At 57.8% G+C, this 13909-nt stretch carries 11 protein-coding genes and 1 riboswitch; of the genes, 6 read left to right on the top strand and 5 right to left on the bottom strand.

Features of this window, described 5'->3' with window-relative positions; genetic code table 11:
- Both SB13_RS09175 and SB13_RS09170 read right to left on the bottom strand, forming a co-directional pair.
- Positions 1–1569: a DHA2 family efflux MFS transporter permease subunit gene (locus SB13_RS09175; protein ID WP_026740066.1), complete on the bottom strand. Its 1569-nt coding sequence runs from the start codon at positions 1567–1569 to the stop codon at positions 1–3.
- Positions 1566–2699, bottom strand: a complete 1134-nt coding sequence (locus SB13_RS09170; RefSeq protein ID WP_051619090.1) for an HlyD family secretion protein — start codon at positions 2697–2699, stop codon at positions 1566–1568. The genes SB13_RS09175 and SB13_RS09170 overlap by 4 nt, the downstream gene beginning before the upstream one ends.
- 1141 nt (positions 2700–3840) lie before the next feature.
- Here SB13_RS09170 and SB13_RS17605 point away from each other — a divergent pair.
- From SB13_RS17605 to psiE, 6 genes are all read left to right on the top strand, one after another.
- Positions 3841–5823: a PTS mannitol transporter subunit IICBA gene (locus SB13_RS17605; protein WP_026740064.1), complete on the top strand. Its 1983-nt coding sequence runs from the start codon at positions 3841–3843 to the stop codon at positions 5821–5823.
- Positions 5824–5895: 72 nt separating this feature from the next.
- Positions 5896–7041: a mannitol-1-phosphate 5-dehydrogenase gene (locus SB13_RS17600; RefSeq protein ID WP_026740063.1), complete on the top strand. Its 1146-nt coding sequence runs from the start codon at positions 5896–5898 to the stop codon at positions 7039–7041.
- Between the two features lie 118 nt (positions 7042–7159).
- On the top strand, positions 7160–7690 hold the full coding sequence (locus tag SB13_RS09155; RefSeq protein WP_036150209.1) for an MltR family transcriptional regulator: 531 nt from the start codon (positions 7160–7162) through the stop codon (positions 7688–7690).
- Positions 7691–7914: 224 nt separating this feature from the next.
- Positions 7915–8015, top strand: a riboswitch (TPP riboswitch).
- 35 nt (positions 8016–8050) lie between these two features.
- Complete coding sequence (gene thiM, locus SB13_RS09150; RefSeq protein ID WP_026740061.1) at positions 8051–8845, top strand: hydroxyethylthiazole kinase; 795 nt, start codon at positions 8051–8053, stop codon at positions 8843–8845.
- A complete protein-coding gene (thiD, locus tag SB13_RS09145; RefSeq protein WP_026740060.1) occupies positions 8842–9645 on the top strand; it encodes a bifunctional hydroxymethylpyrimidine kinase/phosphomethylpyrimidine kinase in 804 nt (267 codons plus the stop codon). Before thiM ends, thiD begins: the two co-directional genes overlap by 4 nt.
- A gap of 180 nt (positions 9646–9825) precedes the next feature.
- Positions 9826–10233 (top strand): phosphate-starvation-inducible protein PsiE, encoded by a 408-nt coding sequence (gene psiE, locus SB13_RS09140; RefSeq protein WP_026740059.1) that lies wholly within the window; start codon positions 9826–9828, stop codon positions 10231–10233.
- A gap of 21 nt (positions 10234–10254) precedes the next feature.
- Here psiE and yegS read toward each other — a convergent pair whose 3' ends face one another.
- The 3 genes from yegS to SB13_RS09125 form a co-directional block, all read right to left on the bottom strand.
- Positions 10255–11157 (bottom strand): lipid kinase YegS, encoded by a 903-nt coding sequence (gene yegS / locus SB13_RS09135; RefSeq protein WP_026740058.1) that lies wholly within the window; start codon positions 11155–11157, stop codon positions 10255–10257.
- Between the two features lie 320 nt (positions 11158–11477).
- A complete protein-coding gene (trhP, locus tag SB13_RS09130; protein WP_026740057.1) occupies positions 11478–12839 on the bottom strand; it encodes a prephenate-dependent tRNA uridine(34) hydroxylase TrhP in 1362 nt (453 codons plus the stop codon).
- 114 nt (positions 12840–12953) lie between these two features.
- A complete protein-coding gene (locus tag SB13_RS09125) occupies positions 12954–13904 on the bottom strand; it encodes a glutathione S-transferase family protein (protein ID WP_026740056.1) in 951 nt (316 codons plus the stop codon).
- Between the last annotated feature and the right edge of the window lie 5 nt (positions 13905–13909).

Here is a 13909-nt window from a genome sequence, read left to right as displayed (position 1 = left end):
TTAATGTGCTCCAGCACTGCCTTTGCTCTTGATGGGAGAAAGCAGCAAACAAAGAGGAATGAGAAGCAGAGCGATAACGCTGAGGCCCGTGAAAACGTCGATATAGGCAAGGATACGCGCCTGGGCAATCATCTCTTTATACAGTTGACCGGTTGCGATGGACATCGGATCGCCCGCCATCGTGGAGAAGTTCTTAATCGCGTGGGTCAAACGCTCCAACGCCAGATTGAACGGCTCGTTGAGCGGGGTCATGTTATGAACCATGCTGGCGCTATGCGCCTGCTGCCGCTCGGTAATCATCGCGGTGGACAGCGAAATGCCGATCGACCCCGCCACGTTGCGGCACATGGTGAACAGGGCGGAGGCATCCGCGTTCAGCCGTTGCGGAATCGACACAAAGGCGATGGTGGTCAGCGGCACAAACAGGAAACCGAGTCCGATGGTCTGAGTGCTACGCATCAGTATCAGCGTATAAAAATCCACGTTTGGCGCCAGCGTTGACGAATACAGGAATGAGGCGGCCAGCGAGGTGAACCCGAACGCAATCATCCAGCGCGTCTGCACCAGCGGCATCAGTTTCAGCGCGATCGGGATCGTGAGCACCACCAGAATCGCCCCCGGCGAGAGGATCATGCCCGACCAGGTCGCGGTGTAGCCCAAATCCTGCTGCGCCAGCTGCGGGATGACCACCGCACTGGCGTACATCACCAGCGCCATGCCAGCCATGAGAAGACAAGACACCGCGAAGTTGCGATCTTTCAGGCAGTGGAGATCGACCACCGGCTTTTTGGCGTACAGCAGCCAGTAGACCGCGCCCACCAAACCAATCGCCGTCAATATGGCAAAGGTAATAATGAAATTGGAGTGGAACCAGTCGTCGTCCTCGCCGCGGTCGAGCATGACCTGCAGACACCCCAGCCCCAGCGTAAGCAGGCTGATGCCGATGTAGTCGATGCTGAGTGTGCCTTTCGCTGATTTTCGCTCCCACGGCGGATCTTCCAGCAGATGGTAGATGGCGAGCACGCTCAAAATGCCGATGGGGATGTTGATGAAGAACACCCAGCGCCAGCTGTAGTTATCGGTGATCCATCCGCCGAGCGTCGGCCCGATGACGGGGGCGACGATCACCGCGATCGCGGACAGGCCGAAAGCTTTACCGCGATCCTCCGGCTTGAAGTAATCCAGCAGCACCGACTGTTGTACGGGCTGAAGACCGCCGCCAAAGAAGCCCTGCAAGATACGGAACAGGATGATCTGCCACAGCTCCGTGGCGACGCCGCACAGTAAAGAGCAGATGGTGAACATCACAATACAGAGTAGAAAGAAGAGCTTACGGCCGAAGACTCGGCTCAGGAAGGCCGAGATGGGCAGCACGATGCCGTTAGCCACCAGATAAGACGTCAGCACCCATGTCGACTCGTCATAGCTGGAGGACAGCGAGCCCGCCATATGCGGAAGCGCGACGTTGACGATCGTGGTGTCCAGGATCTCCATGAACACCGCCAGCGTGACCGTAATGGCGACCAGCCAGGGATTCCCGGCCGGCTGCCAAGTCTGGTTCTGGCTCATTCCACCGTCACCTTGGGCTCAACCGACAGGCCCAGCGGCAGCGGTCTTTCCGGATCCAGACCTTTATCGATGACGATTTTCACCGGGACGCGCTGCACGATTTTCACATAGTTGCCGGTCGCGTTTTCCGCTGGAAACGCGGAGAAGCGCGAGCCCGAGCCCATCTGTACGCTATCGACGTGGCCTTCGAGCTTCATGTTGGGCCACGCATCCACGGTGATATTCACTTTATTGCCCGGCCGCATCCGCTCCAGCTGGGACTCCTTGAAGTTGGCGGTAATCCAGGTATTCGGCGATACCAGCGAGAACAGGGCCGTGCCCGGCTGCACCAGACTGCCCACCTGCACGTTGCGGCGAGTGATGAAGCCATCGTACGGGGCGCGGACTTCGGTGTAGGAGAGGTTCAGGTTGGCGGTATTGAGCTGGGCTTGGGCCTGCTCAACCTGCCGTTGACGCGCTTCGACGTTGGTGGCCTGCTGGCGGATTTGCAACGCGACCTGAGAGGCGACTTCGACCTGCGCCTTGGCGCTTTCCCATTCCGCGCGGGCGCTTCTTAGCTGCGCGCCTGCCGCATCAATGTTGCGCTGCGAAGTGGCTCGCGGGNCGACGCCCCGCTGACGTTTGTCATCTTCCTGCGCATTAACGTAGTTGGCCTGCGCTTTCGCCAGCGTCGCCAGCGCCTGATCTTTCTGCGCGGGATACTGAACTTTCGCCAGATCCAACGCGGCCTGCGCCTGATGCAGCTGCGCCATCGCCAGTCCCAGCTGGGCCTGAGCCTGATCGCGCTGCGCGGTATTATCGCGAGGATCGATGACGACCAGTATGTCGCCCTGTTTAACGCGCTGGTTATCTTTCACGTGCAGCTGAGTCACGTAGCCCGAGGCTTTAGGGGCGATGGTGACCGCATCGGAGTCGGTAAAGGCATCATCGGTGGTTTCAACATTGCGGCTGGTCAGCCAGAAAAACAGGCCGACGATCAGCATGACCACGACGACGATGGCCAGAATAATCAGCGGCTTCTTGCCGGGCGTTTTGCGTTCCGTGGGAGCGCTGTCTGAGTTGTGATTCTGTGGGTTGTCGTCCTGATGACGCGGGTCATTCTCAGACGGAGAAATAGATTGATTAGCCATAGTTCTCATCGATAAACGACGGACTCAAACCAAGTCCGCGAAATGAATACTGCCATTATGAGACGGACGTTAAATCCGGCACTCCCAAATACAGGCGATTGCGGATGGAGGTGATTGGCGTAACTCGCGTTGCTGTTTCCCTTTCCCTCTACGCTTTTTTCGACCTTATGACTAACGCGTCTGTCAATCAAGGTAGGGTTAAGTCAATTCGTGGAAAAAAAATGCAGGAATAAGCGTCAAAATATGCGTCCATTCCGCAACCGAGCCTCGGTGTTTTGGGCGAGGAGTCAGTGCGCTTTTCGCGCAGAAAAAATCGCTACATTGCTTCTAATTAGCCGGAATATCGTCATATTTCATCGTTCGCTCGCCGTATCGGTTTTGTCATCAAATCGGCATCGACGGGGCTTTTTATCCGGGCTGAACAGGTGATTTTTGGGAAGAATACGTGACATGATTTGTAACGATATTTTCAGTGAGTTTCTTTTTGTCGCCTGCTAAGTGCTTGAAAGCTTATATTTTCACTCCCGACAGACAGGGTGTGATGTGTCAGTGACGTGACAAAATTAAGACCTGTTTTGACTCCTCGGTTTTAACCCTGAGTGAGCGAGACCTCTTGTAACGCGGCGCTATAAGGGGCGAATTAAAGTAGAAAGCGTCGGCCCATTTCCGACGCGATTATAGGCTGGCCTGTGAGCTGCCCATCCACGCTATTATTTTCCTCCCACGTCCCGTAATTAAATGACATTTTCTCTCCGTTTCTTTATCGAAATGGGGAAGCCGAATGCCCAGTCTGGATTCAGGTCGCTTAATTGAATGATGTTATGTGATGAGAATCACAATGTTAAAACAAAGTTACTGAATTGAAGTGTGATGGTGGTCACGTAAGAGGGGCTGTCAAACGCCAAATTTTAACAATGTAACTGACTTTCAGATCTGATTTGTGATGAAGATCGCGTGAAATCCTACCTGAGGTGGGGTAACTGAGTGATCTCAGTCACAAATTCCCCTCGGGGTACTGGGGGCGAAAACGGCGTGATAGAGTCGATTTGTCTAGAGAACGACCGATGGTTTTTGGCGAAACCATCTCACTATTACGACGCGCACCGTCCCTGAGCGCGTACCACCGAGGGGAGTGAGTTTTATGCTATCACCAACTATTAAGGTCAAGATACAGAATTTTGGCCGCTTCCTCAGCAACATGGTGATGCCCAATATCGGCGCATTCATCGCCTGGGGTTTAATCACCGCGCTGTTTATTCCTACCGGCTGGCTGCCGAATGAGACGCTGGCCAAACTGGTCGAGCCCATGATTACCTACCTGCTGCCGCTGCTGATTGGTTATACCGGTGGCCGGTTGGTCGGCGGCGAACGCGGCGGGGTCGTGGGCGCTATCACCACAATGGGCGTCATCGTCGGCGCAGACATGCCAATGTTTATGGGGGCGATGATGGCCGGGCCGCTGGGCGGCTGGGCTATCAAGCGTTTTGACCGCTGGGTTGACGGTAAAATCAAAAGCGGCTTCGAAATGCTGGTCAACAACTTCTCTGCCGGGATTATCGGGATGCTGCTGGCGGGGCTGGCCTTTATGGCCATTGGACCGCTGGTCTCATCGTTGTCCAAGGTGCTGGCGACCGGGGTAAACCTGCTGGTGCAGGACAACCTGCTACCGCTGACCTCCATTTTCGTTGAACCGGCGAAAGTGCTGTTCCTCAACAACGCCATCAACCACGGAATTTTCTCCCCGCTGGGGATCCAGCAGGCGACGGAAACCGGCAAGTCGGTGGTCTTCCTGATCGAAGCCAATCCCGGCCCGGGACTCGGCCTGCTGCTGGCCTACATGTTCTTCGGCAAGGGCAGTGCGAAACAGTCCGCGCCGGGCGCCGCCATCATCCATTTCTTCGGCGGTATCCACGAAATCTACTTTCCGTACGTCCTGATGAATCCACGCCTGATGCTGGCGGTGATCCTCGGCGGTATGACAGGCGTCTTTACGCTGACGCTGTTCAACGCGGGGCTGGTCTCTCCGGCGTCTCCAGGGTCGATCTTCGCGGTATTGCTGATGACGCCGAAGTCGTCGCTAATCGGCGTGGTGCTCTCTATCCTGATGTCGGGTTTGGTCTCTTTCTTGGTCTCTGCGGTGATGCTGAAACGCGTGCCGGTAGGGGATGAAGAAGACAACGGCCTGGCGGACGCGACCCGTCGTATGCAGAGCTTGAAACAGAAAGCGAAAGGTGGCAAAGCGCCGGGCGCGGCTCAGCCACAGCCGGTGATGCGCGCTACGCTGGATGCCTCGCAGGATCTGAGTTTGGTGCGGAAGATCATTGTGGCCTGTGATGCCGGTATGGGGTCGAGTGCGATGGGCGCGGGCGTGCTGCGCAAGAAGATAAAGGATGCTGGACTGACGCATATTTCGGTCACGAATATGGCGATCAACAGCCTGCCGGAAGAGGTCGATCTGGTCATTACCCACCAGGATCTTACCGAACGAGCGTTGCAGCACGCGCCGCACGCGATCCACCTTTCTTTAAGTAACTTCCTCGACAGCGGCTTGTACAACGAGCTGACGACCCGGCTGCTGGCGGCGTACCGTCCGGTAGCGGCGAACGATAACCGACTGATTAATCAAACCATTGTCGCGGCCAATGATGACTGGTTCGATCCCGCCGAACACGAAGCCAATCTGTTCGAACTGGGTGAGAACAACATCTTCCTCAATCTACAGGCCGACAGTAAAGAGCAGGCTATCCGCTTTGCGGGCGAACAGCTGGTCGCGGGCGGATACGTGGAGCCGGCCTACGTAGAGGCCATGCTGGAGCGCGAAGCCATGACGTCCACCTATCTGGGGGAATCTATCGCTGTTCCGCACGGCACGGTTGAAGCCAAAGATCGCGTGCTGCGCACCGGCGTGGTGATTTGCCAATATCCGCAAGGCGTCAGATTCGGCTCCGAGCCGGACGATGTCGCGCGGCTGGTGATTGGGATCGCCGCCCGCAATAACGAACATGTTCAGGTGATTGCGCGTTTGACGAATGCCCTGAATGACGACGGCATCATCGAGCGGCTGGTGGAAACCCGCAGCGTGCAAGAGATGCTGGTGCTGCTCTCCGGCGAACGCGTGGCGTAAGGCCAGGCGGACCGGCGGTCGACCGGTCCGTACGTTCAGCTCAACGATTTTGACAAGATATCGAGGTCGACAATGAAAGCGATTCATTTCGGTGCAGGCAATATTGGTCGTGGCTTCATCGGCAAATTACTGGCGGACGCCAAGTCCGAACTTATTTTTGCCGACGTCAATCAGCCACTGGTGGATCAACTGGCTCATCAGCAGCACTATGAGGTTCACGTTGTTGGGGAAGCGTCGCGCGTTGAACGAGTTAACCGCGTCAGCGCGGTGCATAGCGGCAGCCCCGATGCCATTAATGAAATCGCCCGCGCGGATATCATCACCACCGCCGTCGGGCCGCAGGTCCTGAGTAAAATTGCCGGAACGTTGGCCCAGGGATTGATAGCGCGGCATGAGCGCGGTAACCGGCAGCCCCTAAATATCATCGCCTGCGAAAATATGGTGCGCGGCACCAGCCAGCTTCGTCAGCATGTTATGGCGGCATTGCCCGACGCGTTGCATGCATGGGTCGACGAGCATGTGGGATTTGTGGATTCGGCCGTGGACCGCATTGTGCCGCCCAGCGCAGCGGCGAACGACGATTCGCTGGAGGTGACGGTCGAGACGTTTAGCGAATGGATCGTCGACAGCACGCAGTTCAAGGGCGATCTGCCGGTCATCGCCGGGATGGAGCCCACCGCCAACCTGATGGCCTATGTCGAGCGCAAGTTGTTTACGCTCAATACCGGCCACGCCATTACCGCGTATCTTGGGTGTCTGGCGGGCTACCGGACGATCCGCGAAGCGATACTCGATGATGCGGTGCGCGCGGTGGTCAAAGGCGCAATGCAGGAAAGCGGCGCGGTGCTGATCAAACGCTACGGTTTCGATCCGGCGCAGCATGCGGCATACATCGACAAGATCCTCAGCCGTTTCGAAAATCCGTATCTGCACGACGATGTTGAACGCGTGGGCCGACAGCCGCTGCGCAAGCTGGGCGACGGCGACCGGTTAATCAGGCCGTTGCGCGGTACGTTAGAATACGGCCTGCCGCACCGTAATCTGCTGATTGGCATCGCCGCAGCGCTGAAATACCGTAGCGATGAAGATGTGCAGGCGCGTGAAATGGCGGCGCTGATTGATGCGCACGGCGTCGAAAATGCGCTGATCCAGATTGCCGGATTGGAAGATCGTCCCGAGGTTGTCACGCAGGTGGCAGCGCTATATCACTCTCTGTAACGCAAGGTGAAAAACGATACTAATGCCAGAACAGCGTTATTCTCCCGCAGGAAAGCCCCGGGTCGCGGCATCCGAGCCGCGCCCGACGCAGAAAAACGTGCCGCAGCCCAAGACGGGGATGGAAGACGAACAGGCGTTCGAAAATCACATTCTGGAACGCCTGAACGCCAGACCGACCGTCCCGGGGTTTATCCAGGCGGCGGTCGAACTTCTGGCCGATGCGATTGACCATCTGGTCCTGCAGGCGTTCCGAAAGGATGATTATGCCGTCAAATATGCCGTGGAGCCGCTGCTGGAGGGCAGCGGCCCGTTGTCTGCGCTGCCGGTTCGCCTCAAACTGATCTATGCGCTGGGCGTGATCAGCCGAGACGAGTACGAAGACGTTGAACTGCTGTTGGCGTTAAACAATGAACTGGAGCATGGTGGACAGCGCTACCGGTTTACCGATGATGAAATTCTGGGACCGGTCAGCATGCTGCACGGTATGACGCCGCTGCCGCCTCAGTTCAACTCGCATTTGCCGGAAGATGGGGTGGACACCTCGCTGCTGGAGATGCAAAAACAGCGCTATCAGCAGCGTATCCAGTCCTCGCTGGTGTTGTGCATAACGGAGCTGGTCTCGCGCTTGTACCACAAGACCGCGTTCTGATCGGCATCATGCCTGTAATGGGACGGGCAAAGCGCTCGACGCCGTGAGGTTCGTACGGCGTCGGCCGTATATTCACTAGACAATTAAAGTGTATCCCTATGCGCCCTCGCTTCCTGCTGTAATTCCTCTCATTTTTGCCTTTGAATCCCCGCTCACATCCGTCATCGTCGACGCGCGATGGTTGGCGGCCGTTGACCTTTGCGCCGTCAGGCCGAATAATCATGAACGTTGACTCGGGGTGCCGTTCCTGCAAAGAAACGGCTGAGAAAGACCCGTACCACCTGAACTGGATAATGCCAGCGTAGGGAAGTCATGGAGTCTCACCGGCTCCCGCCTTCTTGATCGCCGGTTGGGAGACTTATGAATACTCGACCTGTGCCGTTTCCGTCCGCGCTTGCGGCGGATTCTCTGAAACACTTTCACCGCCGTTCCCCTTTGATTCACTGTCTAACTAATGATGTCGTGCAGAGCTTCACCGCTAATGTGCTGCTGGCGCTGGGCGCGTCGCCCGCGATGGTGGTGGAGCGCAGCGAAGCCGCGCAGTTCAGCGGGTGGGCGGATGCGTTGCTGATCAATGTCGGTACGCTGGAGCCGGTCCGGGCAGACGCCATGCGGTTTGCCGTGGCGAGCGCCAATCGGGCCGAACGCCCTTGGGTGCTGGACCCGGTTGCCGTCGGGGCGCTGACTTTTCGTAGCGACTTCGCCCGTGAACTTCTTGCGCTGCGGCCTGCCGCCGTACGCGGCAACGCTTCAGAAATTCTGGCGCTGTCCGGCGCCGCCTCGCAGGGCCGGGGGGTAGATAGCGGCAACACCTCGCTGGCCGCGCTGCCTGCAGCGCGGGAGCTTGCCCGGCGCTGGTCCGTTTGCGTGGCCGTGACCGGCGAGGTGGACTACGTCACCGACGGCGAGCGTGACTGGGCGGTGGCGGGCGGGGACCCGCTGATGACCCGCGTTGTCGGGACCGGCTGCGCGTTGTCGGCGGTGGTGGCGGGATTTTGCGCGTTGCCGGGCGATCGCCTGCAGCATATCGCCGCCGCCTGCGCGGTCATGTCCGAATGCGGACAGCGGGCCGCCGAAGGCGCGACCGGCCCCGGCAGTTTTGTGCCGCGGTTTCTCGACCAGCTGTTTATGACGGCGGAGGCGACCGCGAAATGAAACGTATCAACGCATTGACGATTGCCGGCACCGATCCGAGCGGCGGCGCGGGCATTCAGGCCGACCTGAAAACCTTCTCGGCATTGGAAGCCTACGGCACCAGCGTGATCACGGCGTTGGTGGCGCAAAATACCTGTGGCGTGCAGTCGGTCTACCATATTGAGCCCGCCTTCGTGGCCGCTCAGCTTGACTCGGTGCTCGGCGATGTGCGGATTGATAGCGCCAAGATCGGCATGCTGGCCGAGGCGGATATCGTCGAGGCCGTCGCCGAACGTCTGCGCCGCTATCCGGTGCCGTTCATCGTGCTCGACACGGTGATGCTGGCGAAAAGCGGCGATCCGCTGCTGCAACCGTCGGCGGTACAGTCGCTGCGTCAGCGGCTGCTGCCGCAGGTCTCGATCATCACGCCGAATTTGCCGGAAGCGGCGGCGCTGCTGGCGTGTCCGATCGCTGGGAATGAAAGCGAGATGCGGGAGCAAGGCGAAGCGCTGCTCGCGTTGGGCTGTCAGGCGGTGCTGATGAAAGGTGGTCATCTTTCCGACCACGAAAGTCCGGACTGGCTGTTCACCGTTGGAGCATCACCGCAGCGTTTTTCGGCGCAGAGAGTCAATACCCGCCATACTCATGGTACGGGCTGCACGCTGTCGGCGGCGTTGGCGGCATTGCGTCCCCGTTGTGACGACTGGTCGGCCTGCGTGGCCGCCGCCAAAGCCTACCTGCAAGGGGCCTTACAACAGGCGGATACGCTGGAAGTCGGTCAAGGCATCGGGCCGGTGCATCATTTCCACCGCTGGTGGTGATGTCTATCTCTGCGGAAGATGAAATTTACATGGACAGTCTCAGAGGCTACCGGTAATTTTGTGACCGGCGTCAGGTTTTTCCGGCCGATTCACGACGTCCGTGGGGACGTCGCACACAGCAATAGCAGTTCGCCGCCGGCGTAGATGCAGAAAAATGAAGGATGGTTAGGAGTCATGTACATGGCAGGTTCAACGCGTTCGATCATGATCGCCAAAGGGTTACAAACAATACTTAACATAGGTTTATTGGCTCTCGCTATTATTCTGGTGGTGTTTTTGGGCAAAGAGACGCTGCACCTGGCGAAGGCATTGATGGTGAGCAGTGAGAAGGATTCCACCTATCTATTGATTGAAAGTCTGGTCGTGTATTTTCTGTATTTCGAATTTATTGCGCTAATCGTGAAGTATTTTGAGACGGGCTATCATTTTCCGCTGCGTTACTTCGTCTATATCGGGATCACCGCCATCGTGCGGCTGATTATCGTCGACCACAAAAACCCCACCTACACCCTGATCTACGCGGGCGCGATATTGATCCTGGTGGTGACCCTGTATCTGGCGAACAGTCAGCGCCTAAGACGCGAATAGCGGTGTCCCGACCCCAGTCGATTACTCGCGCAGCAGCGGGCAAGGGCTGGGGAAGCGGCAACGCAGCGCTGCAGGCACAACCTCGATTCGGAAGTGTTTATCGGTCAGCGGCTCGCCATCCAGGTTAAACGTCATCTCATTCGGCGCGGTAATTTCCAGCCACGGCAGGGCGGTCGTGATCATGTTGGGATTGTCGCCGCCGGAAATCAGCGCCTGCATCATATTCGGCAACAGCTCTTTCGCCGACAGCACGCGCAACTGCAACAGCCCGTCATTCAGTACCGCGTCCGGGCACAGTTGCTGTCCGCCTCCCGCCTGACGACCATTGCCGATGGCGATGACCAGCGTATCGCCCTCCCAGTCAAAATCCGGACCTTTAACCTGACAGCGTTCGGCCTTCAGCGTGTCGATGCGCAGCAGTGCGTTCAGCACGTAGGCCGCGCCGCCCAGCGCAGATTTCATGGCCGCCGGCGTTTCAGTGGTGATGCGGGTGGCGAAACCGCCCGTCGCCATATTGATAAAGTAGTGCCGGTCATTGACCTGAGCCAGATCGATAGCGGTCGCGCGACCTAAAATCGCCAGCCGCAGCGCCTGATGCAGGTCGGTCGGAATCCGGCAGCTGGTGGCGAGATCGTTGGCCGTGCCCAGCGGCACAATCCCCAGGCAGGGGCGATGTTCCGCTTCCTGATGCGCCAGCGCCACCGCGACTTCGTTGATGGTGCCGTCGCCGCCTGCGGCGATCACGTTGTCCGCTTCCAGCGCTATCGCCTCCTGAATATAGCGCAACGCGTCGCCGTGCTCCCACGTGACGCGCACGTGCAAAGGATAGCCTTCTTCGCGCAGGGCTTTCACCGCCTGACGCAGTTCGTCGTTTTGGCTGCTTTTGCCGTTCAAAATGATGAGAGATTGTGGTTTTTGCGCCATGACGACGTACTCCCTGAAAAGACCTTGATGAAACCGAAAATGAGGCGAAGCACGCAGATCGCCCCCGAAAATAGTGTAGTCAGCGTAGCAGAAAAGCGTGACGCGCGGACAGTGGATACGTGGCGGGGGTGACCAGGAAAAGAAAAAGCCAGCTCAAGGGAGATTGAGCTGGCGAAAGAGGTGGTTCCTGGTAGTGTTACTACGCTTATTTTTCGTTCTGTGTTTTCTCAGCGGTTGAATAATAACCGACCGCGTTCGCCATTGATGTGATCCATTTCTAAAAAACGTCAGAACAGCGTTCTGCCCTGACGGTCGGCACATTATTTGGCGTGAGGATTACGGGTGTTGGTCCCCGGCAGATTACGCAGCAGTAACGCATATTCCAACGAAATGTCTTCCGGGACCGGCAGGTAGACGATATGGCCGTTGCCCGGCGCGACGTCGGTATCCTGACCTTTAGCGTTCTGCATCCCTTCAATCGTGAACTGCACGTTGCCGCCCGGCGTCATCATTTCTACGCTATCGCCGCAGGAGAACTTGTTTTTCACCGCGACTTCCGCCAGACCGTTACGGCGTTCGCCGGTGAACTCGCCGACGAACTGCTGGCGGTCAGACACCGAATAGCCGTAGTCGTAGTTCTGGTAGTCTTCGTGGACGTGACGGCGCAGGAAACCTTCGGTATAGCCGCGATGAGCCAGCCCTTCCAGCGTCTGCAACAGCGATGGGTCGAAAGGTTTTCCCGCCACGGCGTCGTCGATGGCGCGACGGTACACCTGCGCGGTGCGGGCGCAGTAGTAGAAGGATTTGGTACGACCTTCGATTTTCAGCGAATGCACCTGCATCTGCGTCAGGCGTTCAACGTGTTGGATCGCCCGTAGATCGCGGGAGTTCATGATATAAGTGCCGTGTTCATCTTCGAACGCGCTCATATATTCGCCGGGGCGCTGGCTCTCTTCCAGCATAAAGACCTTGTCGGTCGGCTCGCCGATGCCCAGCGTGGGTTCGACGTTGGCGACCTGAATCGGCTCATGCATGTGGACAATGTTGCCCACATCGTCTTCTTTACCTTCCTGCACTTTGTATTCCCAACGGCAGGCGTTGGTGCACGTGCCCTGATTGGGGTCGCGTTTGTTGATGTAGCCGGAGAGCAGGCAGCGGCCGGAATAGGCCATGCACAGCGCGCCGTGAACGAAAATTTCCAGCTCCATCTCCGGCACCTGCGCGCGGATCTCTTCAATTTCCTGCAGAGACAATTCGCGGGACAAAATCACGCGGCTCAGCCCCATCTGTTGCCAGAATTTTACGGTTGCCCAGTTGACCGCGTTGGCCTGCACCGACAGGTGGATCTGCATCTGCGGGAAGTTTTCACGCACCAGCATGATCAGACCCGGATCGGACATGATTAGCGCATCCGGCTGCATGTCGATCACCGGCTGGAGGTCACGCAGGAAGGTTTTGATTTTGGCGTTGTGCGGCGCGATGTTAACGACGACGTAGAACTTTTTGCCCAGCGAATGCGCTTCGTTGATCGCCTCGGCCAGCGTCTGATGATTGAATTCGTTATTGCGCACGCGCAGGCTGTAGCGGGGCTGGCCGGCATAAATCGCGTCAGCGCCATAAGCGAAGGCGTAACGCATATTTTTCAGCGTACCGGCCGGAGACAGTAGTTCCGGTTTAAACATGGGTTTCTCTCAAGTCTGATCTCAGGTCAGGCTGCCCCCGGGCGGGAGCAGTAAGGCGGCAGATTCTAGCGCTTATGCGGGGAAAAATCAGTATTCGGCTTACAAAAAGTATGCCTATTTCGTTTCGCCACGGAGGGTGTGGCGATTGTGCGGTCGATCGAGATCGATTTCCGGTCCCTGCGGCACGATGCCGGTAGGATTGAGCCAGCGAATGCCGTAATAACCGGTCTTGATGTGGTCGATGTTGACCGTTTCACGAATACCGGGCTGCTGATAGAGATCGCGCAGGTAGTGAGAGAGGTGAGGGTAGTCCTCGATACGGCGAATATTGCATTTGAAAGCGCCGTGATAGGCCACGTCGAAACGCACCAACGTGACGAACAGCCGCCAGTCGGCTTCCGTCACCGTGTCTCCTGTCAGGTAACGGTGATTGGCCAGATGCGCATCTACCGTATCCAACGAGGTGAACAGCGCTGTGACCGCCTGCGTATAGTGTTCCTGCGTGCGGGAGAAGCCGGTCTTGTAGACGCCGTTGTTGATCGTCTCGTAAATCAGCGTGTTCCAGCGGTCGATCTCAGGGCGCAGCGCGGTGGGATAGAAGTCCTCAACGTTGCCGGTGAGCGTATTGAAGGCGTTGTTAAAGAGACGAATAATGTCGGCGGATTCGTTGTTGACGATACGCCCTTCCCGGCGATCCCATAGGACCGGCACCGACACCTTGCCGGTGTAGTGTGCGTCGCTCGCGGTATACAGCTCATGTAAGTAGCGCACGGCCGGCAGATGCGGACCCGCCTCCTGCGGCGTACTGAACGCCCAGCCCTGTTCGCCGATATGCGGTTCGGCCACGGAGAGCGAAATCACCGGCTCCAGTGCTTTCAGCTTGCGGAAGATCAGCGTTCTTGACGCCCACGGGCAGAAATAAGAAACGAACAGCTGGTAGCGCCCGGCTTCGGGCGCAATCGTTGTTTCCCTGAAACGGGTGGCCTGGCGGTGAAACGCGCCGTTTTTGGTCTCTTCCGCCGCCACGTCGCCGACCACCCATCGACCTTCCACTAAACCCGACATCGCTG

The organism is Lonsdalea quercina subsp. quercina (assembly GCF_000688695.1).
Classification (GTDB): Bacteria; Pseudomonadota; Gammaproteobacteria; order Enterobacterales; family Enterobacteriaceae; genus Lonsdalea; species Lonsdalea quercina_D.
This window is presented reverse-complemented; position numbering and strand designations above follow the sequence as displayed.

Bases quoted from the DNA above. Each gene is read 5' to 3' on its own strand.
- SB13_RS09155 (WP_036150209.1), top strand. From the start codon at position 7,160: ATGGAAGACGAACAGGCGTTCGAAAATCACATTCTGGAACGCCTGAAC.
- thiD (WP_026740060.1), top strand. From the start codon at position 8,842: ATGAAACGTATCAACGCATTGACGATTGCCGGCACCGATCCGAGCGGC.
- SB13_RS09125 (WP_026740056.1), bottom strand. From the start codon at position 13,904: ATGTCGGGTTTAGTGGAAGGTCGATGGGTGGTCGGCGACGTGGCGGCG.
- SB13_RS17605 (WP_026740064.1), top strand. From the start codon at position 3,841: ATGCTATCACCAACTATTAAGGTCAAGATACAGAATTTTGGCCGCTTC.
- yegS (WP_026740058.1), bottom strand. From the start codon at position 11,157: ATGGCGCAAAAACCACAATCTCTCATCATTTTGAACGGCAAAAGCAGC.
- psiE (WP_026740059.1), top strand. From the start codon at position 9,826: ATGGCAGGTTCAACGCGTTCGATCATGATCGCCAAAGGGTTACAAACA.
- SB13_RS09175 (WP_026740066.1), bottom strand. From the start codon at position 1,569: ATGAGCCAGAACCAGACTTGGCAGCCGGCCGGGAATCCCTGGCTGGTC.
- thiM (WP_026740061.1), top strand. From the start codon at position 8,051: ATGAATACTCGACCTGTGCCGTTTCCGTCCGCGCTTGCGGCGGATTCT.
- SB13_RS17600 (WP_026740063.1), top strand. From the start codon at position 5,896: ATGAAAGCGATTCATTTCGGTGCAGGCAATATTGGTCGTGGCTTCATC.
- trhP (WP_026740057.1), bottom strand. From the start codon at position 12,839: ATGTTTAAACCGGAACTACTGTCTCCGGCCGGTACGCTGAAAAATATG.